Genomic DNA, 26879 nt, shown 5'->3' with positions numbered 1-26879 from the left:
GATTCATCGCAACAGGAAATCGAGCGCCGGCATGCTGGTCAGCGCGGCGAGCGCAATCAGCACATAGGCAGTCTTTCTGTAGACTGCCGGTCTTGCCCTGCCGAAGCCCCTTGCCCCCAGAAAGAGCGCCAGTCCATAGACCGGTGCCGCGACGATGAGCAGGCGCGCCACGTCAGCCGTGAAAAAGCCGTGCATTGCATAGGCGGCGAAAGTTCCGACGCTCGCCAGGGTGAAAAAGACAATCAGGTTGGCCCTGACCACCAGCGGATCGCTGGAACTGGAGAGCCACATGGCGACGACCGGCGGGGCTGAGACCTGCGAGACGCCGCCCAGGACACCCGATACCCCGCCTGTGGCGAACGAAACGGCGGGATGAGGCGGGCGATGGTACCGCCAGCCGGACATGAGCAGACCCAAAAGGCTGACGACGATCGCGAAGATGATCCAGCGCAGCACCAGGACATTCGCGGTCGCCAGCAGCCAGGCTCCCAGGTGAACGAAAAGGATCGCGCCGAGAACGGCGGGCAGCACCGTGCGCCACAGGCAGGTCTTCACCGCGCGGACCAACAGCGGCAGCGTGACGATGCTGTCGACGACCAGGAAGGTGGCTGCGGCAACCGATGGCGGCAAAATGCTGGCAGCGACCGGTATGAAGATCATGCCGGCGCCAAAACCCGTAAATCCGCGCACGCACCCGGCAACAAACAGGACAATTGCGAGGAACAGCAATAGGTCGGGAGAAAAGGGTTCGAACAGGGCGGACATCCAGGCTCGCAGGCACTCGGAGACAAGGCGGTGACTGGGCCATCATTGACCGATTTTTTTGCGATTGCGACCAATTCCGCATGAACTTTGTCCATCCGGTGTGGCCGAACCGGTTTTGGACAGTCTTTCAGGCGGTCCTGCCCGCTTTCGCTGGCATCGGTGCTCAAGTTTTGTTACCGCTTTGTTCCATGACACATGCGATTCGATTGCTCGGTATTGACCCGGGACTGCGGCGCACCGGCTGGGGCATGATCGAGACAGCCGGAAACCGGTTGTCGTTCATTGCGTCGGGAACAGTGACGTCCGACAACAAGAAGAGCCTTGCAGAGCGCCTTGTCGAATTGCATGACGGGCTGTCCGCGATCGTGCGTGAGCATGATCCGATGGAAGCGGCCGTTGAACATACATTCGTGAACAAGGATGCCGGCGCGACGCTGAAACTCGGTCAGGCGCGCGGCATAGCGTTGCTCGTGCCGTCTCTTGCCGGCCTGCCGGTCGCCGAATATGCGCCGAACCTTGTCAAGAAAACGGTGGTCGGCACGGGCCATGCGGAAAAGGAGCAGATCCGCGCGATGGTGAAGATCCTCATGCCCAGGGCAACCTTCAATTCAGACGATGCCGCTGATGCGCTGGCCATCGCCATCTGCCATGCGCAGCATCGCGGCAGCGGGTCGGCACGCCTCATGGCGCAGGGGGCGGCATGATCGGCAAACTGAAAGGCACCATCGACAGTTACGGTGAAGACCACGTCATTCTCGATGTGCATGGCGTCGGCTACCAGGTGCACTGTCCCTCCCGTATCCTGCAGGGGCTGCCGAGGCCCGGAGAAGCTGCCGTCCTGTTCATCGAAACCATCGTGCGGGAAGACATGATCCGTCTTTTCGGTTTCGGACACGAGGCTGAGCGCGAATGGTTCCGCATTCTGATGACGGTTCAGGGCGTTGGTGCCAAGGTCGCGCTCGGTATCCTCGGTATCCTGAAGGCAAGTGAAGTTGCGAACGCAATCGCGCTTGGCGACAAGGCCACCATCTCACGGGCGCCTGGTGTCGGCAAACGCGTTGCCGAACGCATATTGAGCGAACTCAAGGACAAGGCCCCGGCCCTGGCGAGCGTCGATCAGGGGACGATTGCCGTGTCGCAAAGTGTTACCGACAATGTTGCCGCGCGTCCGGTCGCCGAAGCTGTCTCCGCGCTGGTCAATCTGGGCTATGCGCAGGCGCAGGCGAGCGCCGCCGTTGCCAAGGCGATGCAATCGGCCGGCGACGAGGCATCGACGGAAACCCTGATCCGACTTGGCCTGAAGGAACTTGCCGGATGATCGCGTTCACCTATGCCGTCATTGCCGTCGTGTTCGTCGTGCTGGGTATCGGCGGGATCATGTATCTCGACCACAAGTTCTCCCAGTCTGTCGGGGACCGGCAATTTGCCATCAAGGGTCGGCGCATCGATACGGATGATCCCTTTGTGCGCAGCCAGTTCCGGAAATTTTATGCTTTCAGGGTCGCGTGGTCGATCCTGCTCATCGTGCTCCTGTTTGTTGTGGTAAGCCATGTCGGATGATACCCGGATTGTCACGCCCGAAATCCGCGGTGACGAGATTGACAGCACCATGCGTCCGCAGGCGCTGGACGACTTTGTCGGTCAGGCGCAAGCACGCGCAAACCTGAAGGTGTTTATCGGGGCGGCGAAGGCGCGCGGTGAAGCGCTCGACCACGTTCTGTTCGTCGGTCCGCCGGGCCTCGGGAAAACAACACTTGCACAGATCATGGCGCGCGAGCTGGGCGTCAACTTCCGGGCAACCTCCGGCCCCGTTATTGCCAAAGCCGGGGATCTGGCCGCACTTCTCACCAATCTGGAAGAACGGGACGTTCTTTTCATTGACGAGATCCATCGTCTCAATCCGGCGGTCGAGGAAGTGCTCTACCCGGCGATGGAGGACTACCAGCTCGATCTGATCATCGGTGAAGGTCCTGCGGCCCGCTCGGTCAAGATCGATCTCGCCAAGTTCACGCTTGTGGCGGCGACGACGCGGCTCGGGCTGCTGACAACACCTTTGCGGGACCGTTTCGGAATTCCGGTCCGTCTTCAGTTCTACACGGTCGAGGAGCTGGAACACATCGTCAAGCGCGGCGCTGCGATCCTGGGCATCGGCATGGCGGAAGACGGTGCGCGCGAAATCGCAAAGCGCTCACGCGGGACACCGCGTATCGCGGGACGGCTCCTGCGCCGGGTCCGGGATTTCGCGGTCGTGGAAGGCATTGATCGCGTGGACATGGCGCTTGCCGACCGGGCGCTCCTGCAGCTTGAAGTCGACAGCGCAGGCCTGGACGGGCTCGATCGCAGATATCTCAAACAGATTGCCGTCAATTTCGGCGGCGGTCCCGTCGGGATCGAGACCATCGCGGCGGCGCTGTCGGAGCCGCGGGACGCGATCGAGGAAATCGTCGAACCCTATCTCATCCAGAACGGATTCCTGCAGCGCTCTCCAAGGGGGCGTCTGCTGACCCCGATGGCGTTCTCGCATCTCGGTCTTGCAGCACCGGAGAGGTCTGAGGTGTCGCAGATGGGCCTCTTTACCGACCCGGACTGATCCGTTCACCTGAAACAATTCGCCGTTCCAAGCATTCACCTTCTCGGATAGGTGGTATGGTTAAGCATTTGTTGGCGAATTTATTCTAATTGTCCTCGTAATTATTCGGGGGTCTCGATGCGCAAACGTCTTTCTTCAAAACTGGCACTCATGTTCCTGGCCGGGGCACTCACCATGTGTGTGGCAATCGTAACGGTCACATCAACCTTGTCGCGGGATGTCGCGAACGGCCAGGCGGATAACAGCCTGCAGAGTGCGACCAAGGCCAAACAGAAAGTGCTCGAGCTGGCGCTCGACCAGATCACGTACAGTGCCAAGTTCTTCGTCTCGCTTGAAGAGGCCAAGGACAGCCTCATGAAGACAATGGTCGGCTGGAAGAACTTGAAGGAGGGTCAGAATGAAACGCTTCGCAAGATCTTCGTTGAAGACAATCCGAACCCGCCGCATGAACGTCACCTTTTGACCGAGCCGGCTGAATCCAACTACTACGTGAACAATCACAAGGTTGTTCACCCGGTTTATCAGGACGTCATCTCGCAGGGCCTTTTTTCCGACGCGGCCCTCGCCAATCCGGACGGCTTCATCACCTACACCTACAAGAAGGGTCCCGAATTCGCCTTTCACGTCGAAGACGAGAGTATAAAAGGCAACCCGGTGCAACTGGCCATGGGCAGCCTCTACGAGGCGGCCAAGGCGGAAACGCTTGAGGCCGGCCAGATTTATTCCTCGGGCTTCGTGGCCGGACCCGGCAATTCGGTGTCGCTCGTCCTTGCAGCTCCGGTGTTCTATCTCGACCGTTTCTTCGGTGCAGTCGCGTTCACCGCCGACATGCAGAAGCTCGCCTCGCTCCTCAATGAGCCGACCGGGATCGGTTCGAGTGAACAGATCTTTCTGGTCGATGCCTTCGGGAAACTGGTCAAGCTCGATGGGGCCGGAGATGCCGCCATCGTTCACAACATGGCGGACATCGCATCGGGTGACCGCCTGATCAGCCTTGACGGAGCCGACTATCGGTTCGCCGAGGCGGAGAACACCTTCGAAAACACGCCCTACGGTGTTGTGCAGGCAGTGAAGCAGACGGAGCTATCCGCCGCGGCCGACCGCATCACCTATGGTGCCGTCATTTCAGGCTTCCTGTGTCTTGTCCCGATCGTCGGCCTGATCTGGTGGATCACGCGCCGCATGTTCGCGCCAATGGAAAACCTGGCCGTCGCCGCCAGCCGGATTGCCGATGGCGATCTTGAAGTTGCCGTCGAGGCGACGGAGCGCCAGGACGAGATTGGCCGCATGGCGCGCTGTATCGAGGTGTTCAAGGACAATTCCGTCGAACGGGAACGACTCGCGGCGGAACGCAAGGTGGGCCACATCGCCCGCGAGAAGCGTGAAAAGCTGATCGATTCCCTGATCGCGGATTTCCGTGCCGAATCCCAGTCGGTCCTGGAACTGGTGGAAACCAACATCGCGCGCGTTGAAGATGTGTCCTCGGCCCTCAACGAGCGGTCGGCGTCCGCGTCCGAACAGGGTCAGACGGCCGTTTCAACGTCGGAAAACGCCTCGTCAAACGTTCAGGCGGTGGCTTCGGCCACCGAAGAGCTGAATGCTTCCATTTCGGAAATCTCGCGGCAGGTCGAGACAACGGCATCGATCGTGGAACAGACGACGATGGCGGCGCAAAGCTCGAACTCCAAGATTTCGGGACTGGCAGAAGCTGCCAACAAGATTGGCGACGTCCTGTCGCTCATCTCCGAGATTGCGGAACAGACCAACCTTCTTGCGCTGAACGCAACCATTGAAGCCGCGCGGGCCGGTGATGCCGGCAAGGGGTTTGCGGTCGTCGCGTCCGAGGTGAAGTCTCTTGCCGGTCAGACCGCCAAGGCTACGGAAGAAATCTCCGCACAGATTTCCGCGATCCAGGCATCGACCTCGGAAGCGGTCGAGGAGATTGCCCGCGTTTCGGAATCGGTCGAGGAGGTCAATTCCTACACCACGACGATTTCCGATGCGGTCCAGCAGCAGGGATCGGCCACAAGCGAGATTTCCCGCAACGTTGCAGAAGCCGCAGACGGAACGCGCAGCGTTGCCACGACGGTCGTGTCCCTGAACCAGGGTGTCGAGGAGAATTCGGCCGCGGTCGGGGACATGCTTCAGGCCACGATCGAGATGAAGCAGCAGGCCGAACACCTGCGCGCCTCCGTCGAGAAATTCCTGTCCGAGGTTGCAGCCGCTTAAGTCAGCGCCTAGGTATGCAAAGGCCGCCCGGTCCTCAGACCGGGCGGCCTTTGGCTGTTTGAACGAAAGGACCGTTTCGCAATGCATTGGCCGGACTTGTCTGGACGCCTCGAAGACGGCGGTCACGTGCTTCCCGTTCGCGTCTACTACGAAGACACCGATTTCACCGGCATTGTCTATCACGGTGCCTATGTGCGTTTTTTCGAGCGGGCGCGGTCGGATTTCCTGCGCCTCATCGGCATCCACCACAAGGCTCTTGCCGATGGCAGGCACGGTCCTCCGCTGGCCTTTGCCGTTCGCGGGATGACGCTCGACTTCCAAAAGCCGGCCCGAATCGACGATACGCTGGAGATCCACACAAGCCTTTCCGAATACAGGGGAGCCAGAATAAAACTGGATCAGCTGGCCTACCGGGGCGAAGAACTGCTGGTTTCAGCCGCCGTGACCGTTGCCGTGATCACCGGCGAGGGGCGGCCGACACGCCTGCCCGTGTCGCTGTCGGAAAAACTCGCCGCGCATGCTCCGAGCGATTTTCCCGAAGAATGAATGATTTTAGCGAGAGTTAAGGCCACCCGGCCAAAAGAACACGGTAAAATGTTGTAAAACAGATCGCCGCGTTAATCTTGCAGTAACCTTAATTGATTCCTTTTAAGAAGGGCGCGCTTTACGCGGCAAAGTCCCAGTTTTGACAAATTCAAACGTCACAGAGGCGGCTGGCGATCGAATGCTGGCGTTTTGAAACCGGCCTGTTGCGGCAGCGTCCGGAGACTTAGGAAAAGACAACGTCAGACGGCCAAGGGGTCATTGAATTTATGGAAACACTTGTCCAATCGACATTGGCAGCGCCGGAAGGCGATCTTTCTTTTTTCTCGCTGTTCTGGCAGGCGCATTTCGTCGTGAAGGTCGTGATGATCGGCCTCTTGGCGGCATCGGTCTGGTGCTGGGCGATCATTGTCGACAAGGTCCTCCTGATGGGCCGTACACGGCGGCAGATGACCCGATTCGAAACGGTGTTCTGGTCGGGCCAGTCCCTGGAAGAGCTCTACGGAACGCTCCACAACCGGGTCAATCACTCCATGGCGGCACTGTTCGTTGCGGCGATGCGCGAGTGGAAACGCAGTCACGAGGGAGCCAAACCCGCGATCGGTTCCTTGCAGCAACGCATTGACCGGGTCATGGATGTCACCATCCAGCGGGAAGCCGAACGGCTTGAAGCAAGGCTGTTGATCCTTGCGACCGTCGGGTCGGCTGCGCCATTCATTGGCCTCTTCGGAACGGTCTGGGGCATCATGACCGCCTTTCAGGCGATCGCGGCTTCGGAAAGCACAAATCTTGCCGTTGTCGCGCCGGGGATCGCCGAAGCGCTGTTTGCAACGGCGCTGGGGCTGCTTGCCGCGATCCCTGCGGTGATTGCCTATAACAAGTTCGCCTCCGACGTCGGCAAGGCGGTCGCCCGCATGGAAGGTTTCGCAGACGAATTCTCCGCGATCCTGTCCCGGCAGATCGACGAAAGGGGCTGACGATGGCCATGCAGGTCGGTAGCGGGCAGGCAGGAGGCGGGCGTCGCGGACGCCGCCGCAGACGCGCGATTCTGATGACCGAAATCAACGTCACGCCCTTCGTGGACGTGATGCTCGTGCTCCTGATCATCTTCATGGTCGCAGCGCCGCTTTTGACGGTCGGCGTGCCGATCGATCTGCCCGAAACGCAGGCGAAAGCACTTGAGGGAGATACGGAGCCGATCACCATCTCGGTGAATTCGGCCGGTGAAATCTTCATACAGGACACGCCGATCATCCTCGATGAAGTGGTGCCGAAACTCGAGGCCATCGCGGCCAATGGATACGAGGAGCGTATCTATGTGCGCGGTGACCAGGATGCCGATTACGGAACAATGATGAAACTCATGGGCCGCATCAATGCGGCCGGTTTCAAACGCTTGGGCCTTGTCACTCTGGAAGAACGGGACTCGTAACGCGTCATGCGCGCAGGTCTCATCGCGTCTTTGACCGGTCATACGGTTATTTTGGTCTGGGGCCTGGTGGCCTTGCCGGGCGCAGAGAGCTTTCCGGAACCGGTTGTCGATTCCCTTCCGGTCGAACTTGTGTCGCTCAGCGAACTGACGGAAATCCAGATCGGCGAAACCGACGGTGACATCGAAGCCGCTCCAGCACCGAAGCCTGTCGAGAATCCGCAGCCCGAACCGCCCGAACCGGCAGAAACCGTAGCGCCTGAACCTGCGCCAGTCGCCGCAACACCGCCGCCGCCGACACCGGCACCGGCACCGGCTCCCACGCCGGCACCCGAACCCATCACCGCGCCCGACCCCGAGCCTGAACCGGCTCCTGTTGCAGAACCTGCACCGGAGCCCGAGCCCGCGGAAGAGCCGCAGCAGGCACCGCCCGAGCCTCAGCCGATCGTTACCAGCGCGGTTCCGAGGTCCAAGCCGGCGCCGCCTACGCGCACCGAGGAAAAGCCGGAAGAAATCCAGGTCGCCGATAACCCGGATCTCCTGAACAAGGTCAACCAGGCGCTTGCCAACACGTCCACGTCCCAGGCGCCGGCATCGGCCGGGACACGCAACGGCGTGCAACATGCCGGACTTTCGGCGAACGAGAAGGATGTGATCGCGCAGATGATCCGCGAAAAGTGGAGCCGTCTGCCCGACCAGTATCCGTCAGACCTGAAGGTGATCGTCCGGTTCAAACTGTCGCCGCAGGGTAAACTGTCCGGCGCGCCGACGGTTGAAAACTCTCACCCCGATCCGCGGTTCCAGGCTCTGGCATCAGCAGCGCTCAGGGCGGTTTACAGGGTCGATGCGGAAGGCGGTTTCTCAATCCTTCCGCGTGAAAAGTACGACGGACCGAACGGTTGGAACACAATGCAGCCAACATTGTATCCAAATGGCTAGGTGATGGACCCATAAATGAGACTGAAATGGCATGCGAAATGGCGAAATCCCGTCAGGAAGGGTGTGCGGAGCGGGCTTCCTGCCCGGTCGAGCACGCTGACACCACGGGGTGAAGCCACCTCAAACCATTCCGGCCTCATTTATGAGTCCATCACCTTGGGTACGGAACGCGCTTGATTGGCAGGAGGCCAGGCTAGATTATGAAGACCGACAGCTTTGATCGAATTGGTGCGAAAATGATCGCGGCATCAAGGACCCTCGCCATTGCTCTGGGCATGCTTCTGCTCGCGCTTCCATCGGCCCATGCGCTCGTGGAGATCGACATCCGTGGCGGAAATATCGAACCTCTGCCGATTGCCCTCCCGGACTTTTCCGCGGAAGGCGGCGACAGCAAGCTGGCGGCCGACATGACCGGCGTGATTGCCGCGGATCTCAGGCGGTCCGGCCTTTTCAATCCGCTGGACCCGGCAAGTTTCATTCAGAAAAACATGAGCGTAAACTCGACACCACGGTTTGGCGACTGGCGTCAGATCAGCGCGCAGGCGCTGGTGACCGGTACGGTGATCAAGCAGCCTGACGGGCGGCTTCGCGCCGAGTTCCGCCTGTGGGATGTCTTCGCGCAGGAGCAGATGCTCGGCCAGCAGTTCTACACGACGCCGGAAAACTGGCGGCGTCTGGCGCATATCATCTCCGACGCGATCTACGAGCGCCTGACCGGCGAAAAGGGGTATTTCGACACGCGGATCGTCTTTGTCGATGAAACCGGCACCAAGGACAAGCGGGTCAAGAGGCTGGCGATCATGGACCAGGACGGCGCCAACGTGCGCTATCTGACCAGGGGCGATGACCTCGTGCTGACGCCACGCTTTTCGCCGACAAGCCAGGAAATCACCTACATGTCCTACGGCGGTGCCGATCCGAGTGTTTATCTGCTCAATATTGAAACCGGGCAGCGCGAGATCGTCGGCAATTTTCCGGGCATGACCTTCGCGCCGCGCTTTTCGCCGGACGGACAAAGCGTTGTGATGAGCCTGCAGCAGGGCGGCAATGCCAATATATTCATGATGGACCTCAGGTCGCGCCGGACGACCCGCCTGACCAACACCGCCGCGATCGACACAAGCCCGTCCTTTTCTCCGGACGGCCGCCAGATCGTCTTTGAGTCCGACCGGGGCGGGAGCCAGCAGCTCTACGTGATGAATGCCGGCGGCGGCGAAGCGCAGCGTATTTCCTTCGGTCCCGGGCGCTACTCGACGCCGGTCTGGTCGCCTCGCGGAGATTTGATCGCCTTTACCAAGCAGCACCAGGGCCGCTTCATGATCGGTGTCATGGGCCCGGACGGCAAGGGCGAGCGTATCCTCACCGAGGGCTATCACAACGAGGGACCTGCCTGGTCTCCAAACGGCCGTGTTCTGGTGTTTTTCCGCGACACCCCCGGTGCCAATGGCGGACCGCAGGTCTGGACCGTTGATCTGACCGGGTACAACGAACAGCGCGTGGACACCCCGGCATTCGCGTCGGATCCGTCCTGGTCGCCGCTGATCAACTGAAATTGGACATGATGCCGGCCTGAAAACAGGCACGTCATGTCCTGTTAACCATGTTTGAAAAGACGCCCTTAACCAGGTTTGGCTAGAAAGCGTTTACCTAAAACCGGATGGAACCGAAGTCGGGTTGACGGGCTGGGGATGTAGGAGACGGGAATGTTGAAAAAAGAATTTGCCGGTCAGGGTGCAAGATGGCTTGTCGTCTGCTTTGCGCTCCTGTTTGCGGCAGCATGTGCCCAGACGAAGCCGGATGGGCTTTCCAGTAACGTGAAGCCGGGCACGGGCCAGGATTTTGTCGTCAATGTCGGCGATCGGGTTTTCTTCGAGGAAGACCAGTCCGTGCTGAACGCCCAGGGGCAGTCAACCCTGTCTGGCCAGGCCAAGTGGCTCAACAAGTATTCGCAATACACGATTACGGTTGAAGGGCACGCGGACGAGCGCGGCACCCGGCAGTACAACATTGCCCTGGGCGCGCGGCGCGCACAGGCGGCACGTGATTATCTTGTTGCACAGGGCGTGAGCGCCTCGCGTATCAAGACGATTTCCTACGGCAAGGAACGTCCGGTCGCGGTTTGCAACGACAGCAGTTGCTGGTCCCAGAACCGGCGTGCGGTCACGGTGCTGAACAACGCCACCAACTGATATAAGCAGAGTTGAGAGAGTTGACGGGGCCGGCATTCTGCGCCGGCCGCTTTGCTTTCCGGTGGGCAAATCGCCGCTTTCTGCCGTTCTGAAGACAGATTGTCAAAATTTGGCCGAAGTCCGGGCGCTCTCTCCCTTGAGTGCAGAGCCGGGCATGGCTAAGACTTGGTTGTGCAAGACAGTTGCGTTCGCGGGTTCGAAACCTGGTGTGACCCTTCTGTCTTTGTCGATGCATCTGTGACCCGGAGGACCGAATGCAGAAATTCAAGGCACTGGCCGGCATGTTCGTGATGCTTGCCCTTGTTGTCTCGACGAGCCCTTCCGAAGCCCAGCTGTTCGGGCGGAAGAAAGACGATTCATCCGTGAGGATCGGCCAGTTGGAGGAGCGTATCCGCACGCTGACCGGACAGATCGAACAACTGTCCTTCCAGATGCGCGAGATGCAGGACCAGATGCGCCGCATGCAGGAAGACAACGAGTACCGCTTCCAGCAGCTTGAGGGTGGAACACCCGGCAAACGGTCCGAGTTTTCACCAACGGGTGCACCGGGCAGCACGGCTCCCGGTCTCGCAGCCGACGGAACACCGCGCAGCGGCACGCTGACGGCTCCGAATGGCAGTGTGGCGACCCTGCCCGCCAACGGGTCCGGAGACGGCTCCTGGGATCAGAGCGGCGGTTACCAGGAGGAGCCCGGTCTTTCGACTGACGGTCCGATTGATCTGTCCGCGCTGGCGAACGGGCTGGAAACAATTCCGGGAACCGGCCAGGACCTCGTGCCCGGTCCGTCGATCGGAACGGAAGACGACGCCATCGCCAACATCATCGGCAGCGGCGACCCGAATTCCGACTATGACGCTGCCTACTCCATGGCGGTCAATGGTGACTACGCCGGGGCAGAGCGGGGGTTCCGGACATTTCTGGAGACCTACCCCGACAGCAACCTCGTCGTGAACGCGCAATACTGGCTTGGCGAAAGCCTGCTTGCGCAACAGGACTACCGTGGTGCGGCCGACGCTTTCCTCAAGACATACACCGACTATCCGGGAAATGACAAAAGCCCGGACAGCCTTTTGAAACTGGGTGTCTCATTGCGCGGCCTGGGCGAATCCGACGCCGCCTGCGCGACCTTTTCGGAACTGTTGAACAAGTTCCCCAATGCCGCACCGGCTGTATTGTCTCAGGCACGGGATGAACGTGTCCGTGCACAATGTTCCTGACAGCGGCTGCGACGGCGGCGGACTTTCCGCTGACGAGGCCGACACGCTTTTTTCAAGACTGATACCGTTTTCAAACCTTGCTCTGGCCGTCTCCGGCGGATCCGATTCCCTTTGCCTTCTGGTCCTTTTCAGCGAGTGGCGTCAGCGCAATCGCTGGGACGGCAGCGTTGAGATCCTCGTTGTTGACCATGGCCTGCGCCCGGAAAGTGCCGCTGAAGCACAGTTTGTCCGCGATGCGGCCGGCAGGCACGGCCTGGAAGCGCGGATGCTCCTCTGGGAAGGGATCAAACCCGTCAGCAACATGCAGGACGAAGCGCGGCGCGCACGCTACAGGCTCATGGCAGAACGGGTTGCCGAGACAGGGGCGCAGGCTCTGGTTCTCGGACATCACATGGACGACCAGGCCGAGACCTTTCTCGACCGCCTGACGCGCGGCAGCGGCGTCTCCGGATTGAGCGCCATGGCCATCGACGAGCCCGACGGGCCGGAAGGGCTGCGGCTGCTGCGCCCGTTTCTCGGTGTGCGAAAGACCCGGCTTGAGGCCAGCCTTTGTGAGCGTGGCCTCGACTGGTGCCGGGATCCGTCCAACGACAGCGCGAAATACAAGAGAAGCCGGCTGCGGCGGATCATGGCTCTTCTGGAAGCGGAGGGCCTGACGGCAGAACGTCTTTCCGAAACGGCGGGCCGGATGCGCCGGTCCCGTGCTGCCCTCGACACCGTGGTGCACGACATCGCCTCCAGACATCTGGAGCATCACATTTCCGGGCCGGCGCGCATGAACCGGGGTTTCTACCGGGACCTGCCGGAGGATCTGCGCTTGCGGCTGTTGAAGGAAATGGTTCTGGGTGTGACCGGCAGACGGCCGGAGCCGCGCCTCAGGCAGCTGGAAACACTCGATGCGTTTCTCTTATCCGGTCAAGACGGCCGGCAGACGCTCTGCGGTGCGACGTTCGAGGCAGGCAAGGCTTTGCTTTGGTGCTGGCGCGAAGCAGGGCGCACACCACCGGAGACGCTGGACGGGGTGACCGGCAGCGGTGTCTGGGACCGCCGGTACCGTTACGCAGTCCCCGGAGCGGATGCCGATGCGGCTTGCCGCGAGGGGCTGCGGCTTGGACCGCTGATGCATGCGCCGATCACGCCCAAAGACATCATCTGGCCACAGGGATGGCCTAAATCGGCTTTCGAGTGTTCTCCGGTCGTGTGGGACGGACAGGGAGCGGTTCTGGCGCATAAAGTCTGCCTGAAATCGCGCACTGGTGAAAATAACCATAGCTGCAGCTTGGATTTGGAGCGCGTGCCGATCCGGGGTAGATTATTGCTCGGCAGGGACGACAAACGGGTCTTTTGAAGGAATTCTGCGGTTTTCCTCTTTGCGAACTTCTGATAGAGGTCCGGGCTTAATAAATTAGTCAGCGCATATGCGCATTATGGCGCACCGCCTTGGCAGCGGGCCTTGGGCGACCTATCTTCGCTCTTAGAGAAATGTAACCGCGTGCAGTAAGTCGCGTTGGGCGGTTAAGGGAACGAAATGAACGCACATTTTCGCAACTTTGCTCTTTGGGTCATCATTGCCCTGTTATTGATCGCACTGTTCCAGCTGTTTCAAAGCCCTGCGCAGCAGGGTGCAACGAATGATATCGCCTATTCCGACTTCATGAGGCAGGTCGACAATGGTGAAGTCAGGTCGGTGACGATCCAGGAACAGAAGATCACCGGATTGTACAACAGCGGTGGTGCCTTTCAGACATACGCTCCTGACGGGGCGCAATATGTGGACGAACTCCGCGGCAAGGGCGTGCTGATCAAGGCCAATCCGCCCGCGGAGAACTCCCCGCTGCTCAGCGCATTGTTCTCGTGGCTGCCAATGCTGATCATTCTCGGCATCTGGATTTTCGTGATGCGGCAGATGCAGGGGTCCGGCGGCAAGGCCATGGGTTTCGGCAAATCCAAGGCCAAGCTGCTGACCGAGGCGCACGGACGCGTGACGTTCGAAGACGTGGCCGGGATCGATGAAGCCAAGGAAGACCTGCAGGAGATTGTCGAGTTCCTGCGCGATCCGCAGAAATTCCAGCGGCTTGGCGGCCGTATTCCGCGCGGCGTACTGCTTGTCGGTCCTCCGGGAACAGGTAAAACCCTGACCGCGCGCGCCGTGGCAGGTGAAGCCAACGTTCCCTTCTTCACGATTTCGGGCTCGGACTTCGTGGAAATGTTCGTCGGTGTCGGTGCATCGCGGGTGCGCGACATGTTCGAACAGGCGAAGAAAAACGCGCCCTGCATAATCTTCATTGACGAAATCGACGCGGTCGGCCGTCATCGTGGCGCCGGCCTCGGCGGCGGTAACGACGAGCGCGAACAGACCCTCAACCAGCTTCTGGTCGAGATGGACGGTTTCGAGCCCAATGAAGGCATCATCATCATCGCGGCGACCAACCGTCCCGACGTTCTCGATCCGGCACTGCTGCGACCGGGCCGTTTCGACCGTCAGATCGTCGTGCCGAACCCGGATATCACCGGCCGCGAAAAGATCCTCAAGGTTCATATGCGCAAGGTGCCGCTTGCACCGGATGTCGACGTCAAGACGCTCGCGCGCGGTACACCGGGCTTCTCCGGCGCGGACCTCATGAACCTTGTGAACGAAGCTGCCCTTCTGGCGGCGCGGCGTTCCAAACGCCTCGTGACCATGGCGGAATTCGAGGATGCCAAGGACAAGGTGATGATGGGCGCGGAACGCCGCACGCTCGTCATGACCGAGGAAGAGAAGAAACTGACCGCTTATCACGAGGCCGGTCATGCGCTGGTCGCGCTGCACCAGGAAGCATCGGACCCGATCCACAAGGCGACCATCATTCCGCGCGGACGTGCGCTTGGTATGGTGATGCGGCTGCCGGAAAAGGACCAGGTGTCGCTGACGCGCGCCAAGTGCAAGGCGGACCTCGCCGTTGCAATGGGTGGACGTGTCGCGGAAGAAATGATCTTCGGCTATGAAAAAGTGACCTCCGGCGCATCCGGCGACATCCAGATGGCGACAAAGCTCGCCCGCGCCATGGCCACGCAGTTCGGGATGTCGGACAAGCTCGGCCCGCTGCTATACGGTGAAAACCAGGAAGAGGTCTTCCTCGGCCATTCGGTTGCGAAGAACCAGAACGTTTCTGACGAAACCCAGAAGATCGTCGACGCGGAAATCAAGTCCTTTGTCAATCAGGGCTATGAAACCGCGAACAAGATCCTGCGCGATCACGAAGATCAGCTTCACACGATCGCCAAGGGCCTTCTGGAATACGAGACTCTTTCCGGTGACGAGATCAAGGATCTTCTCGACGGCAAACCGCCGGTTCGCGACACGGATGACGATCAGCCGATCGGACGTTCGTCGGCTGTTCCGACCGCAGGCGCCAAGCGCGGCGGAGACGAACCGAGCGGTGGCATGGAGCCTCAGCCCTCCTGAGGAAAACCAGCCTGAAACGCCTGATAGAAACTGCCCGGCATTGCCGGGCAGTTTTATTTTTTTGGCATTTGTGGATCGTCAGTGAATAGTAATATTTGCTCACATATTTTGAAGCACGCCCCGGCAGAATTGCGATAAAAGGGCGCAAACAACGTTTTCAGATGGGCATGATCGATGCGCAAGTTTTTCGGTACAGACGGCATTCGCGGACAAGCCAACTCCTATCCCATGACCGCCGAAATGGCCTTGAAGGTCGGCATGGCGGCTGGCCTTGTCTTCAAGAACGGACGCCACCGGCACCGCGTCGTCATCGGCAAGGACACCCGCTTGTCCGGATACATGCTGGAAACGGCTCTTGTTGCCGGCTTCACCTCAGTCGGCATGGACGTTTTTCTTCTCGGACCAATGCCGACGCCGTCCGTGGCAATGCTGACCCGGTCGCTCAGAACCGACCTCGGTGTCATGATTTCCGCGTCGCATAACGCCTTTCACGACAACGGCATCAAGTTCTTCGGTCCGGACGGCTTCAAGCTGAGTGACGAGATCGAACGGAAGATCGAAGACCTGATCGACGGAGACCTCACTCCGGCACTTGCCGGGCCGGGCGACCTTGGACGGGCCAGGCGGATCGATGGCGCTCAGCAGCGATACATCGAATTTGCCAAGAGAACCCTGCCTCGGGAAATGAGCCTTGAAGGTCTGAGGGTCGTCATCGACTGTGCCAACGGCGCGGCGTACAAGGTGGCTCCGGAAGCTCTTTGGGAGCTTGGTGCCGACGTGATTTCCATGGGCGTGACGCCGGACGGCTTCAATATCAACAAGGAATGCGGCTCGACCTCGACCGACGCGCTATCGAAAAAGGTGCACGAGGTTCGCGCGGATATCGGCATTGCGCTCGACGGTGACGCGGATCGCGTCATCATCGTCGATGAAAACGGTCAGGAGGTCGATGGCGACCAACTTATGGCCGTTGTTGCGCAATCCTGGCAGGCCAGCGAGCGCCTTTCCGGCTCGGGTATCGTCGCCACGGTGATGTCCAACCTCGGCCTGGAACGCTATCTGGGAAGCATCGGACTGGATCTGGCGCGAACAAGGGTCGGCGACAGATATGTTGTCGAACACATGCGTGCGAACGGCTTCAACGTTGGCGGCGAACAGTCCGGTCATATTGTGCTGTCGGATTTCGCAACCACGGGCGACGGGCTGATTGCGGCACTTCAGGTCCTGGCCTGCGTCAAGGACCAGGACAAGCCCGTGTCCCAGGTCTGCCGCCGTTTCGAACCGGTTCCTCAGATCCTCAAAAACGTGCGCTACAGCAGCGGCAAACCCCTGGAACAGGAAAAGGTCCGGTCCGCCATCGAAGATGGTGAGGCGCGGCTCGGAACATCCGGCCGTCTGGTGATCCGCGCATCGGGAACGGAACCCCTTATTCGCGTGATGGCGGAAGGGGATGATGCAGACCTCGTCAAGCAGGTCGTCAACGACATCGCAGGTGTTGTCGCGACAGCCGCTGCCTGAAGGTAATTTTACGGTCTTATCAAGTTGATCACGTCCGGCGAGGCGAAGCCCTGCCGCATGCATTCGTGTTTTCTTGTGTCATTAAGTTTTTGTTAAGGTAAAAAAACAGGGTTAAAGAACAGAGTTAAGCGACCTTTAATGAATTCACGTCACTATGCTTTCAAGTTTGATGTGTCCGGCACTCATAAAGCGGACGCTCACTGGAAGAGGACGAGGACATGAAATCATTTTTCAAGCGTTTGTCTTTGACCGGCTTTGCAGTCGCGCTTTCCACAACTGGTTTCGCCGCGGATCTGCCGACCCCGGTTATTGAGCATATTCCTGAAGTTCCGGCCGTCGGCGGCTGGTACCTGCGCGGTGATATCGGTTACAAGATCTATCAGGCTCCGGACATCAAATACGGGACACTCGATTTCTTCGACGAAGAAATGGACGGCACCTTCATGATCGGCGCCGGTGTCGGTTACAAGTGGAACAATCACTTCCGCACGGATCTGACGATCGACTACGAATTTCCGACTGAAGTCAGCGCCAAGGCCGACTGTAGCGCCGTCTGCGGATCGCCGGGATACTCGGTTGAAAAGGCCGATATCGATGTCTGGACCTTCATGATCAACGGTTATGTCGACATCGCCACGTGGAACCGGTTCACGCCTTATGTCGGGGCAGGTATCGGTGCCTCCTACGTTTCGACAAGCGATATCAACTTCCGCAATCCGGACGGTTCGACGGGTACCTACGAAAGCGACGGCAAGTGGAACTTTGCCTGGGCGCTCATGGCGGGTGCAAGCTATGACATCACGCCTAATCTGGCTCTGGATGGCGGATACCGCTACCTGAACATCGGGGATGCGCAGTCCAAGACGTTCAGCACAGCCGGCCAGACCTCGCGTATCGAGTATGAAGATCTGTCCGCGCACGAGTTCCGTCTCGGTGCCCGGTACACCTTCAACACGACCCACGCTCCGGCACCGATCATCTATGACAAGGGCCCGATCAGCAGCAATTTCTGATCACGCTCGCAGCGACCTTGCGATGGCCGGTCTTCTGGACCGGCCATTTTGCGTTTGACCGGACTTTTTGCTTCTGACCGGGAAGTGAATTGACCCGGGCGGCGGAAAGTTCTATTCCCGCAGGTGGGACACCCCTCCCCAACGAGGGGCAACTATCTGCGAGGGTAGACAGATATGACAGATCTTGCCGCAAAGCCGGACGAGCGTCCGGCCAATCCCCATTTTTCATCCGGACCCTGCTCCAAACGGCCAGGCTGGTCGCTTGAAGGCCTTTCCGACGCGCCGCTGGGCCGTTCGCACCGTGCGAAGCCCGGCAAGGCGAAGCTTGCCGAGGCAATTGACCTCACCCGAAAGGTACTCGAAGTTCCCGAAGACTACCGGATCGGCATCGTGCCCGCATCGGATACAGGTGCGGTTGAAATGGCACTCTGGTCGATGCTTGGTGCGCGCGGCGTCGAAATGCTGGCCTGGGAAAGCTTCGGCAAGGGCTGGGTCACGGATGTCGTCAAGCAACTGAAGCTTGAAGATGCAAGGGTTCTGGAGGCTGATTACGGCGAACTGCCCGACCTTGCGACCGTCGATTTTTCCAAGGATGTCGTCTTCACCTGGAACGGAACGACCTCGGGCGTCCGGGTTCCGAATGGCGACTGGATTCCTGCCGACAGACAGGGATTGACCATTTGCGACGCCACGTCCGCAGCGTTCGCGCAGGATCTGCCGTTCGACAAGCTCGATGTGGTGACCTTTTCCTGGCAAAAGGTGCTCGGCGGGGAAGCCGCGCACGGTGTCCTGATCCTGAGCCCGCGCGCGGTTGAGCGCCTTGAAACCTATACGCCTTCCTGGCCGATGCCGAAAATCTTCCGCCTGACGAAAGGCGGAAAGCTCATTGAAGGCGTTTTCAGGGGCGAGACGATCAACACCCCGTCGATGCTCTGCGTCGAGGACTATATCGATGCGCTGAACTGGGCGGATCGCATTGGCGGTCTCACTGGCTTGAGAAACCGGGCAGACGCAAACCTTCGGGTTCTGGCCGACTGGGTTGAAAAGTCGGGCTGGGCGGACTTCCTGGCAGTGGACCCGGCAACCCTGTCGAACACTTCCGTGTGCCTCAAGATCACCGATCCGGACATTCTCGCTCTTGACGACGCCGGGCAAGCTGCCTTCGCCAAGTCCGTTGCGGCCTGTCTCGACCGCGAGGGGGTTGCCCATGATATCGGTGCCTACCGCGATGCGCCGTCAGGTCTGAGGATCTGGGCCGGTGCGACGATCGAAGCCGACGATCTGAAGGCGCTGACCGCGTGGCTCGACTGGGCGCATGCGAGCGAAAAGGCGAACCTGTCCCAGGCGGCCTGAGCGCGTCTCCATTCCTGAAAGACCATCCGGGCGCCATGCCGCCCGGCACCCACTTGCATTCAAGGAGACGTCAACATGGCTCCCAAGGTACTTATTTCCGACAAGCTTTCTCCCGCTGCCGTTCAGATTTTCAAGGATCGTGGCCTGGATGCGGATTTCCTGCCCGACGTCGGCAAGGACAAGGAAAAGCTGCTCGAGATCATCGGCCAGTATGACGGCCTGGCGATACGGTCCGCGACGAAGGTGACCGAAAAGATCATCGCGGCTGCGGACAATCTCAAGGTCGTTGGCCGCGCCGGCATCGGCGTCGACAATGTCGACATACCCAAGGCGACCGCACGCGGCATCATCGTCATGAATACCCCGTTCGGCAATGCCATCACGACAGCGGAACACGCGATCTCGATGATGATGGCCGTTGCCCGGCAGATCCCGGCGGCCGATGCGTCCACGCAGGCGGGCAAATGGGAAAAGTCGCGCTTCATGGGCCGCGAACTCACCGGCAAGACGCTTGGTCTTGTCGGTTGCGGCAATATCGGTTCGATCGTCGCGGACAGGGCCATCGGCCTTAAAATGAAGGTCGTCGCCTTCGACCCGTTCCTGACACCGGAACGCGCGGTTTCTCTCGGCGTTGAAAAGGTGGAGCTGGACGATCTTTTCGCCCGCTCCGATTTCATCACCCTGCATACGCCCCTGACCGACAAGACGCGCAACATCATCAATGCGGATTCGATCTCGAAGATGCGCACCGGCGCCTACCTGATCAACTGCGCCCGCGGCGGCCTGGCGGACGAGGCAGCCGTCCGGCAGGCGCTGGACGAAGGCAAGCTGGCAGGGGCGGCTTTCGATGTTTTCGTGGACGAACCGGCCCGGGAGAACGTCCTGTTCGGTGCGCCGAATTTCGTATCCACCCCGCATCTTGGTGCTTCCACATCCGAAGCGCAGGAGAATGTGGCGCTGCAGGTGGCCGAACAGATGTGCGACTACCTGCTGGACGGGGCCGTGCGCAACGCACTCAACATGCCCTCCATCTCCGCCGAGGAAGCCCCCAAGCTCGCACCTTTCGTGCGTCTTGCCGAGCAGCTCGGTTCCTTCGCCGGCCAGCTGACCGAAACCGGGATTGAAGGGGTCAAGATCGAATATGCGGGCGCAGTCGGCGACATGAATGTTCAAGCCCTGACCGCGGCTGCCATCACAGGTCTTTTGACGCCCCTTCTTCAGACCGTGAACATGGTTTCTGCGCCGATCCTGGCAAAGGACCGGGGCATCAAGGTTGAGGAAATCCGCAGGGACAAGCAGGGTGCCTACGAAACCTATATTCGCCTGACGGTGATCACGGAGCGGCAGGAACGCTCGGTGGCCGGAACCGTTTTTGCAGACGGTAAGCCGCGCATTATCCAGGTGAAAGGCATCAACATGGAAGCCGAACTCGGCGAGCACATGCTTTATATAACCAACGAGGACAAGCCGGGTTTCATCGGTCAGCTCGGCATGGAACTGGGCAACAGCGGCGTCAACATCGCGACCTTCAATCTCGGCCGGCAGGCGCCTGGCGCCGATGCGATCTGCCTTGTCGAAGTGGATGGCAAGGTCGATACCGGGGTCATGAAACGGCTGGAGGCTGTTTCCCACGTCAAGCAGGTGAAAGACCTGAGGTTCTAACCATCGTCTGAGACGCGACCTTGAGCCAGTTGAGAAGGCCCGTGAGCGGGCCTTCCAACTCATGTCTCTCCGGCTTGCATTCCCGGAAACAATCGCAGCGCGAGCGCCAAGACCGCGTCAGGTCTGCTTGCCATCGGCGGATGCGGGGTGCGTTCGCCGGAACACCCTGCCGTCCAGCGCAACCAGCCCGATCAACAGAACGGCAAAACCGGCGAGTTGAAGAGCGCTGAGGTTTTCTCCAAGGATCAGCCAGCCGAAGAGCAGGGCGCTGGCCGGGACGATCAGCGTGACCAGCGAGGCGTTGGTCGCGCCGGCATCCGCCAGCAGCTGGAAATAGATCAGGTAAGCGAGCGCGGTCGCAATGATGCCGAGGGCGGCGACATTCGCCCAGGCGGTCATGCTGGTTCCGGACGGGCTCCATCCGGTGCCGAAGTAGACTGCGACAGGCAGCATGATCAGGCTTGATCCGAGCAACTGCCCGGCCGCGGACACCTGCGGGCGGACCTCCTTGAACCGGCGTGCATATGTGGCGGCGCACGCGTAGGACACAGCGGCGCCGAGGCAGCACACCTGCGCCCAGACCGGATCATTCGCAACGCCGGACAGACTGCTGGACAGCATGATCGCAACGCCCGCCACCCCGAGCAGAACCCCGGCGATCTTGTTGAATGGCAGGCTTTCCTGCCCGGTAAGGAGCCCGGCAACGATCACCGTGAAAATGGGGGTTGTCGCGTTCAGGATGGAGGCAAGCCCCGCACCGATCTCCGTCTGGCCGAGAAAAAGCAGCGAAAAGGGGATGGCATTGTTCAGCAGGCCCATGAGAAGGAACGGCAAGGCAAGGTCCAGTTTCAGCTGGCCGAGGAGCTTCTGATGCCAGAGGACGAGCAGCAGGACGGCACAGGCGCTGGATACGCGCAGGAACACCAGAACGAAAGGCGGAATTTCGGCGACAGCGACCTTCGCAAACAGGAAGGAACCGCCCCAGATGGCGCCCAGCACCGCCAGCATGACCCAGTTTCGAAGTGACATCAGATTTATCATTCCCGTTGGACTGTTCCCCGGGTATCACGATGGAGCGCCGCCAGACACCCGAAAAACGAGGGGTTCGCAGCCGGGCGGCTTGCGCAACGGTCTCAGTTCGGCAATGTAGGAAAAGACTTCTGCCGTTTCCGGCAGCTTCAGGAACCATCTTTCCCATGACGCAGACCGACACATCCTCCGAGACCCCGCCCCAAGCCGGGCGGCTCTATCCGTTGCTGATCGCCGCGGCCTGCCTTCTGGGAGCCAATGGCCTGTCCATGACGATGATTGCCGTGCGTGCGCGTGTGGAGGGGCTTCCGGACACAAGCATCGGTCTTCTGGGCTCGCTCTATTTCGCCGGGCTCATTTCCGGCGTGCTGCTTGCGCCGTTCCTGATCGCCAGGGCCGGTCATATCCGGGTCTTCGCAGCGCTTGCATCCATAAGTGCGATTGCCGTTCTTGCGCTTGCCTTTGCGCCCGCAGGCTGGCCGTGGATGCTTGCGCGCTTCGTGAGCGGAGCGGCCTTTTGCGGCACGGCCATGGTGCTGGAAAGCTGGCTGAACTCGATTGCCTCCAACACGTCGCGCGGACGCATTCTGTCGATCTACCGGATCGTGGACCTGGGCGCGGTGATGGGAGGCCAGTTCATCCTGCCCGTGTTCGGAGCGTCCGGTTCGGACATTCTCATGGTTCTCGCCGTGCTTTTCTGTTTCGCGGTCGTGCCGATTTCGCTTGCGCGCGGCGGCAACCCGCCCGCGCCGCCTGCACGGCTTGTCAATCCATTGATGTTGTGGCGGGTTTCCCCGGTCGCCATTGTCGGCATCTTCACCATCGGCCTGACAAACGGTGCCTTCCGCATGATCGGCCCGATCTATGCGGAAAGCATCGGTCTCGGGCTGGAGACAGTCGCGGCTTTCATCGCGATCTGGGTTTTTGCGGGCGCAATCTTCCAGTATCCGGCGGGGTGGGTCTCGGACCGCGTCGACCGGCGATTTGTGCTGATCGCCTTCACCATCGGTGCCGGGGCCGCCTGTCTGTTCATCGCGCGGTCAATGACCCAGGCCGAGCTGTTCCTCGGCGTTTTCTTTTTTGGCGGATTCGCGCTTCCGCTTTATTCGCTTTCCGCTGCGCATGGCAACGACCACGCCAAACCGGGTCAGTTCATCGATGTTGCCGCCGGGATCATGCTTGCCTTCGGCACCGGGGCGATGATCGGGCCTTTCGTGGCATCGGTGCTCATGGGCGCTTTCGGGCCGGCATCGTTTTTCGTCTACACCGCAACGCTGCATCTCATGCTGGTTCTTTTCATTATTGTCCGCATGTTCAGCCGTGATGCCGTGCCGGCCGATCAGAGGCGCCGTTTCGTCTGGCTGCTGAGAACCTCGCCGATGATGAACAGGCTGGCGCGGGGCGAAAAGCCCGACGAAAACGGCTCTGCGCCCAAATAACGCCAAAGATGCGTTTATAAGCGGTGCTTAACTGCCCACCGGGACGACATAAACTGCGCGCGTGGACTCGCGTGCGCGCACAAACCTGTCTATAGTCCGCGCCGTTTGCCCCGGTCCGGTTGCCGGGGCTTGTCGTGTTGGCATGCCGGACAGGCTCCGGTGGCAAAGAATCTGCTTTCAGGAGAGCAAAGACTAGATGGCGAATGTGGTTGTTGTCGGTTCGCAATGGGGTGATGAGGGCAAAGGCAAGATTGTCGACTGGCTGTCGGAACAGGCTGATGTCATCGTAAGGTTCCAGGGCGGGCACAACGCCGGGCATACGCTTGTGATCGATGGTGTCAGCTACAAACTGTCCCTGCTGCCATCAGGTGTTGCACGTCCGGGCAAGCTCTCCGTTATCGGTAATGGTGTCGTGCTCGATCCGCATGCGCTTGCCGAAGAGGTTGAACGCCTGGCCGGTCAGGGTGTCGTCGTGACGCCTGAAACGCTGCGTGTTGCGGAAAATGCGACGCTCATCCTGTCACTGCACCGGGAACTTGACGCGTTGCGCGAAAACTCGAACACGGGAACGCGCATCGGAACAACCAAGCGCGGCATCGGGCCGGCTTACGAGGACAAGGTCGGTCGCCGCGCGATCCGGCTGATGGATCTGAAGAACCTGACAACGCTGCCCGCAAAGATCGACCGCCTGCTGACCCACCACAACGCGCTCCGCCGCGGACTTGGCCAGGACGAGATTTCAGCCCAGGCGATCTATGATGAACTGGCGAGCGTTGCCGACAAGGTCCTGCCCTACATGGACAAGGTCTGGTATCTGCTTGACGACCTGCGCCGCCAGGGCAAGCGCATCCTCTTTGAAGGAGCGCAGGGCGCGCTTCTCGACATCGATCACGGCACCTATCCTTTCGTGACGTCTTCCAACACCGTTGCGGGTCAGGCGGCGACCGGATGCGGCCTCGGGCCGGGATCCGTCGATTTTGTCCTCGGCATTACCAAGGCCTACACGACGCGTGTCGGAGAGGGACCATTCCCGACCGAACAGCAAAACGAGGTTGGCGAGTTTCTCGGCACGCGCGGCCACGAGTTCGGAACCGTCACCGGCCGCCGCCGCCGTTGCGGCTGGTTCGATGCCGTCCTGGTGCGTCAGACGGTCTGCACGTCCGGCATCAACGGTATCGCGCTGACGAAGCTTGACGTTCTGGACGGCATGGACGAAATCAAGATCTGCATCGGCTATGAACTTGACGGTGAGCGGATCGACTATCTGCCGGCATCCCAGGGTGCCCAGGAAAGGGTCATTCCGATTTACGAAACGCTTCCCGGCTGGAAGGAATCCACGGAAGGTGCCAGGACGTGGGGCGAGTTGCCGGCGCAGGCAATCAAATATGTACGCCATGTTGAGGAACTCATCGGTGCCCCGGTTGCGTTGCTCTCGACCAGCCCGGAGCGCGATGACACAATTCTTGTGCAGAATCCTTTCCAGGATTGAGATCTGAGGTTGAACACGGTCAATATCAATTGGCTGACATAAAACTGCGAATCACCATTCGCGAGAAATGAGTGCTTGGACGCGTGTTGGATATGCGTCCTTTAGACTGTGATAGAATAAAGCCGAGCATGGCTTTCGGATTGCGCAAGTGCGAAGAATTGGCACCGATCTTCAAAAACTTGCTATAAGCCTGAAACGATTGGGCTGACGGAAGTGACACATGCAAGTGGCCGGTAGGCAGGAAGATGGCTGATTACTATTCAATATTGAAGAAAACAATCGCGTCTTTGCCCGAAAGCAACGGTGCCGCGCGCCGCAGTGTCTACAGCCGCGCGCGCAATGCCATCGTCAATCAGCTCAAAGCCTACGAACCGCCCTTGTCTCCGTCGGAGATCACAGCAGAACAGTTGCGCCTGGAAGAGGCGATCCGGAAGGTCGAAGCGGAAGCCGCGCGCGAGAGCCTTGGCCTGACACCTGCAGCCGTCGCCGCCGCTCCGGCGGAGCCTCCACCTGTTGAAACGCCCGAAAGTGCATCGGTGGAACCGCAACCGGAAGCGGTTGAACCCTCCGCGCCTGCCGTGCCGGAAACGGAAGTCCACACCGAGCCCGCAGCAGACGTCCCGCCGCCGAGCGATACCCTTGCCGAAGAAGAGATACCGTCTCCCCTGAAAGAGACGCTGTCGGAAGCCGAAGCGCTTGGTTCCGCAGCCAATCAAGCTGTACAAAATGCCAAGGAAGCCGTTGAAACGACGGAAGCGAGCCCGGCATCAGAACAGCGTCAGGAACCTGTCTTTGCAGAGGACGCATCCACAGACCAGACAGCGCCCGAGGATGCCGCCGCCGCCGCCGAAGAACCGCCGCTTTATGCAGATGAACCGGATGCCGCACCGGAACCCAAGACCCGTACCAAGCGCGAACGGCCAAGAGCTTCCGAGGCACTGAGGGGGGGCTCGTCCTCCAGCCGGGCTGTTCCGATATCGCTGGCTGTTGTTGCAGTTGCCATCCTCTTGGGTGCCGGTGCCTATTTCTTCCTTCCGCTCGACACGCTGATCTCGACCAATCGGGAGCAGGCAGGTACGAGCGAAACGCAATCGAGCGATGCCTCGCAGCCCGATACCCCGTCATCCGAACCCGCACTGGCGTCCAGTTCGGATCCCGATGAGGGCACCAAGAATACCGATCGCCTGCTTGACGCCGGCGAGGAGGAAGTGATCGCGCCCGATGCGCGCACGGTCACGACGACAACAATTAATCCGCAAAGCAACGAACCGGTGCCTGCGCCGGCCGAACCCGCAATCACGGCCGGAAACCAGCAGGTTCCGGCCCTTGTTCAGCCTGTGCCTGTCCAACCGGAAGCTGCCACGCCTCCCGTTCCGGGAACAGGGACGCCACCGGCCGGCGGCGAGAGTGATGTCGCGGCTGTCGACACACAACAGGTTGCTCCCGACGCCTCCTCGCCTGCACCTGCGGGCGACGGTGCGCAACGCTCGATCCTCTACGAGGAGGGTGAAGATGCCAGCGGCACGGGAACCGCGTCCGAGGGTGCCGTGGTCTGGGGTTTTGCCGAAGAGGCCGATGTCGATGGCCAGCGGCAGTCTGTTCTGACCGCTTCGGTGGATATTCCGGAGCGGGATGTGAAAGTCGACATTCGCATCAAACCGAACGAAGATCCCTCGCTTCCGGCAAGCCATCTCGTGGAGATCAAATATGATTTCCCGGAAAGTTTTGCTGCCGGGGACGTTGTCAATGTTCCGGGCCTGGTGATGAAACCGACCGAGGAAGCGCGCGGAGACGCGCTGATTGGCGCGTCGGTCAAGGTCCAGCCGGGCTTTTTCTGGATTGCCCTGTCGAACCTTCCAAACGAGCAATTGCGCAACCTGAACCTTCTGCGTGAGCGTGGCTGGATCGACATTCCCATGCTCTACGAGAACGGCAAGCGTGGCATCCTGACCCTTGAAAAAGGGGCTGACGGCACTGAAGCCGTCAGACAGGCCGTCGCGGCCTGGCAAGCCGGCTAGGGACGCTCTCTA

At 60.2% G+C, this 26879-nt stretch carries 23 protein-coding genes; 21 read left to right on the top strand and 2 right to left on the bottom strand.

Going from position 1 to position 26879, the window contains the following annotated elements; all coding sequences use genetic code 11:
- Positions 1-3: 3 nt before the first annotated feature.
- The gene (locus RBB49_RS17935) at positions 4-765 is read right to left on the bottom strand and encodes a sulfite exporter TauE/SafE family protein (RefSeq protein ID WP_306144237.1); all 762 of its coding nucleotides are present in this window, start codon (positions 763-765) and stop codon (positions 4-6) included.
- Positions 766-953: 188 nt separating this feature from the next.
- Between RBB49_RS17935 and ruvC the strand changes: the two genes are divergently transcribed.
- From ruvC to serA, 18 genes are all read left to right on the top strand, one after another.
- Positions 954-1469: a crossover junction endodeoxyribonuclease RuvC gene (gene ruvC / locus RBB49_RS17930; protein WP_306144235.1), complete on the top strand. Its 516-nt coding sequence runs from the start codon at positions 954-956 to the stop codon at positions 1467-1469.
- A complete protein-coding gene (gene ruvA, locus RBB49_RS17925) occupies positions 1466-2083 on the top strand; it encodes a Holliday junction branch migration protein RuvA (RefSeq protein ID WP_306144234.1) in 618 nt (205 codons plus the stop codon). Before ruvC ends, ruvA begins: the two co-directional genes overlap by 4 nt.
- On the top strand, positions 2080-2325 hold the full coding sequence (locus RBB49_RS17920) for an endonuclease (RefSeq protein ID WP_306144233.1): 246 nt from the start codon (positions 2080-2082) through the stop codon (positions 2323-2325). Before ruvA ends, RBB49_RS17920 begins: the two co-directional genes overlap by 4 nt.
- Positions 2315-3355, top strand: coding sequence for a Holliday junction branch migration DNA helicase RuvB (ruvB, locus tag RBB49_RS17915; RefSeq protein ID WP_306144232.1), 1041 nt, complete (start codon positions 2315-2317; stop codon positions 3353-3355). Before RBB49_RS17920 ends, ruvB begins: the two co-directional genes overlap by 11 nt.
- Before the next feature lie 117 nt (positions 3356-3472).
- Positions 3473-5584 (top strand): methyl-accepting chemotaxis protein, encoded by a 2112-nt coding sequence (locus tag RBB49_RS17910; RefSeq protein ID WP_306144231.1) that lies wholly within the window; start codon positions 3473-3475, stop codon positions 5582-5584.
- An 81-nt stretch (positions 5585-5665) separates the two neighbouring features.
- Positions 5666-6130, top strand: a complete 465-nt coding sequence (ybgC, locus tag RBB49_RS17905) for a tol-pal system-associated acyl-CoA thioesterase (protein WP_306144230.1) — start codon at positions 5666-5668, stop codon at positions 6128-6130.
- Positions 6131-6396: 266 nt separating this feature from the next.
- Positions 6397-7104: a protein TolQ gene (gene tolQ / locus RBB49_RS17900; protein WP_306144229.1), complete on the top strand. Its 708-nt coding sequence runs from the start codon at positions 6397-6399 to the stop codon at positions 7102-7104.
- A gap of 2 nt (positions 7105-7106) precedes the next feature.
- Complete coding sequence (locus tag RBB49_RS17895; protein WP_306144228.1) at positions 7107-7559, top strand: biopolymer transporter ExbD; 453 nt, start codon at positions 7107-7109, stop codon at positions 7557-7559.
- Positions 7560-7565: 6 nt separating this feature from the next.
- The gene (locus RBB49_RS17890; protein WP_306144227.1) at positions 7566-8495 is read left to right on the top strand and encodes a cell envelope biogenesis protein TolA; all 930 of its coding nucleotides are present in this window, start codon (positions 7566-7568) and stop codon (positions 8493-8495) included.
- A 236-nt stretch (positions 8496-8731) separates the two neighbouring features.
- Positions 8732-10045, top strand: a complete 1314-nt coding sequence (tolB, locus tag RBB49_RS17885; RefSeq protein ID WP_306144340.1) for a Tol-Pal system beta propeller repeat protein TolB — start codon at positions 8732-8734, stop codon at positions 10043-10045.
- Between the two features lie 153 nt (positions 10046-10198).
- On the top strand, positions 10199-10684 hold the full coding sequence (pal, locus tag RBB49_RS17880) for a peptidoglycan-associated lipoprotein Pal (RefSeq protein ID WP_306144226.1): 486 nt from the start codon (positions 10199-10201) through the stop codon (positions 10682-10684).
- Between the two features lie 254 nt (positions 10685-10938).
- Complete coding sequence (gene ybgF, locus RBB49_RS17875) at positions 10939-11901, top strand: tol-pal system protein YbgF (protein WP_306144225.1); 963 nt, start codon at positions 10939-10941, stop codon at positions 11899-11901.
- Complete coding sequence (gene tilS, locus RBB49_RS17870) at positions 11885-13249, top strand: tRNA lysidine(34) synthetase TilS (protein WP_306144224.1); 1365 nt, start codon at positions 11885-11887, stop codon at positions 13247-13249. Before ybgF ends, tilS begins: the two co-directional genes overlap by 17 nt.
- A gap of 180 nt (positions 13250-13429) precedes the next feature.
- Entirely contained in the window at positions 13430-15346 is a 1917-nt protein-coding gene (gene ftsH / locus RBB49_RS17865) for an ATP-dependent zinc metalloprotease FtsH (protein WP_306144223.1), read from the top strand.
- A 174-nt stretch (positions 15347-15520) separates the two neighbouring features.
- Positions 15521-16864 carry a phosphoglucosamine mutase gene (gene glmM, locus RBB49_RS17860; RefSeq protein WP_306144222.1) on the top strand — a complete coding sequence of 448 codons (1344 nt, stop codon included), beginning with the start codon at positions 15521-15523 and terminating at the stop codon, positions 16862-16864.
- A gap of 218 nt (positions 16865-17082) precedes the next feature.
- Complete coding sequence (locus RBB49_RS17855) at positions 17083-17877, top strand: outer membrane protein (protein ID WP_306144220.1); 795 nt, start codon at positions 17083-17085, stop codon at positions 17875-17877.
- A 174-nt stretch (positions 17878-18051) separates the two neighbouring features.
- The gene (locus RBB49_RS17850; RefSeq protein WP_306144219.1) at positions 18052-19230 is read left to right on the top strand and encodes a phosphoserine transaminase; all 1179 of its coding nucleotides are present in this window, start codon (positions 18052-18054) and stop codon (positions 19228-19230) included.
- Positions 19231-19305: 75 nt separating this feature from the next.
- A complete protein-coding gene (gene serA / locus RBB49_RS17845; protein ID WP_306144218.1) occupies positions 19306-20892 on the top strand; it encodes a phosphoglycerate dehydrogenase in 1587 nt (528 codons plus the stop codon).
- Between the two features lie 117 nt (positions 20893-21009).
- Here serA and RBB49_RS17840 read toward each other — a convergent pair whose 3' ends face one another.
- Entirely contained in the window at positions 21010-21921 is a 912-nt protein-coding gene (locus RBB49_RS17840) for a DMT family transporter (protein WP_306144217.1), read from the bottom strand.
- Between the two features lie 167 nt (positions 21922-22088).
- On the opposite strand from RBB49_RS17840, the gene RBB49_RS17835 reads away from it, so the two are divergent.
- The 3 genes from RBB49_RS17835 to RBB49_RS17825 all read left to right on the top strand — a co-directional run bounded on the left by RBB49_RS17835 (position 22089) and on the right by RBB49_RS17825 (position 26867).
- A complete protein-coding gene (locus RBB49_RS17835) occupies positions 22089-23360 on the top strand; it encodes an MFS transporter (RefSeq protein ID WP_306144216.1) in 1272 nt (423 codons plus the stop codon).
- A 196-nt stretch (positions 23361-23556) separates the two neighbouring features.
- Positions 23557-24849, top strand: a complete 1293-nt coding sequence (locus tag RBB49_RS17830; protein ID WP_306144215.1) for an adenylosuccinate synthase — start codon at positions 23557-23559, stop codon at positions 24847-24849.
- A 245-nt stretch (positions 24850-25094) separates the two neighbouring features.
- On the top strand, positions 25095-26867 hold the full coding sequence (locus RBB49_RS17825; protein ID WP_306144214.1) for a hypothetical protein: 1773 nt from the start codon (positions 25095-25097) through the stop codon (positions 26865-26867).
- Positions 26868-26879: the final 12 nt, after the last annotated feature.

The organism is Roseibium sp. MMSF_3412, assembly GCF_030733265.1.
Classification (GTDB): domain Bacteria; phylum Pseudomonadota; class Alphaproteobacteria; order Rhizobiales; family Stappiaceae; genus Roseibium.
The sequence above is the reverse complement of the archived record's forward strand: the minus strand, read 5'-3'. Positions and strand labels throughout refer to the sequence as shown.

Bases quoted from the DNA above. Each gene is read 5' to 3' on its own strand.
- RBB49_RS17935 (WP_306144237.1), bottom strand. From the start codon at position 765: ATGTCCGCCCTGTTCGAACCCTTTTCTCCCGACCTATTGCTGTTCCTC.
- ruvC (WP_306144235.1), top strand. From the start codon at position 954: ATGACACATGCGATTCGATTGCTCGGTATTGACCCGGGACTGCGGCGC.
- ruvA (WP_306144234.1), top strand. From the start codon at position 1,466: ATGATCGGCAAACTGAAAGGCACCATCGACAGTTACGGTGAAGACCAC.
- RBB49_RS17920 (WP_306144233.1), top strand. From the start codon at position 2,080: ATGATCGCGTTCACCTATGCCGTCATTGCCGTCGTGTTCGTCGTGCTG.
- ruvB (WP_306144232.1), top strand. From the start codon at position 2,315: ATGTCGGATGATACCCGGATTGTCACGCCCGAAATCCGCGGTGACGAG.
- RBB49_RS17910 (WP_306144231.1), top strand. From the start codon at position 3,473: ATGCGCAAACGTCTTTCTTCAAAACTGGCACTCATGTTCCTGGCCGGG.
- ybgC (WP_306144230.1), top strand. From the start codon at position 5,666: ATGCATTGGCCGGACTTGTCTGGACGCCTCGAAGACGGCGGTCACGTG.
- tolQ (WP_306144229.1), top strand. From the start codon at position 6,397: ATGGAAACACTTGTCCAATCGACATTGGCAGCGCCGGAAGGCGATCTT.
- RBB49_RS17895 (WP_306144228.1), top strand. From the start codon at position 7,107: ATGGCCATGCAGGTCGGTAGCGGGCAGGCAGGAGGCGGGCGTCGCGGA.
- RBB49_RS17890 (WP_306144227.1), top strand. From the start codon at position 7,566: ATGCGCGCAGGTCTCATCGCGTCTTTGACCGGTCATACGGTTATTTTG.
- tolB (WP_306144340.1), top strand. From the start codon at position 8,732: ATGATCGCGGCATCAAGGACCCTCGCCATTGCTCTGGGCATGCTTCTG.
- pal (WP_306144226.1), top strand. From the start codon at position 10,199: ATGTTGAAAAAAGAATTTGCCGGTCAGGGTGCAAGATGGCTTGTCGTC.
- ybgF (WP_306144225.1), top strand. From the start codon at position 10,939: ATGCAGAAATTCAAGGCACTGGCCGGCATGTTCGTGATGCTTGCCCTT.
- ftsH (WP_306144223.1), top strand. From the start codon at position 13,430: ATGAACGCACATTTTCGCAACTTTGCTCTTTGGGTCATCATTGCCCTG.
- glmM (WP_306144222.1), top strand. From the start codon at position 15,521: ATGCGCAAGTTTTTCGGTACAGACGGCATTCGCGGACAAGCCAACTCC.
- RBB49_RS17855 (WP_306144220.1), top strand. From the start codon at position 17,083: ATGAAATCATTTTTCAAGCGTTTGTCTTTGACCGGCTTTGCAGTCGCG.
- RBB49_RS17850 (WP_306144219.1), top strand. From the start codon at position 18,052: ATGACAGATCTTGCCGCAAAGCCGGACGAGCGTCCGGCCAATCCCCAT.
- serA (WP_306144218.1), top strand. From the start codon at position 19,306: ATGGCTCCCAAGGTACTTATTTCCGACAAGCTTTCTCCCGCTGCCGTT.
- RBB49_RS17840 (WP_306144217.1), bottom strand. From the start codon at position 21,921: ATGTCACTTCGAAACTGGGTCATGCTGGCGGTGCTGGGCGCCATCTGG.
- RBB49_RS17835 (WP_306144216.1), top strand. From the start codon at position 22,089: ATGACGCAGACCGACACATCCTCCGAGACCCCGCCCCAAGCCGGGCGG.
- RBB49_RS17830 (WP_306144215.1), top strand. From the start codon at position 23,557: ATGGCGAATGTGGTTGTTGTCGGTTCGCAATGGGGTGATGAGGGCAAA.
- RBB49_RS17825 (WP_306144214.1), top strand. From the start codon at position 25,095: ATGGCTGATTACTATTCAATATTGAAGAAAACAATCGCGTCTTTGCCC.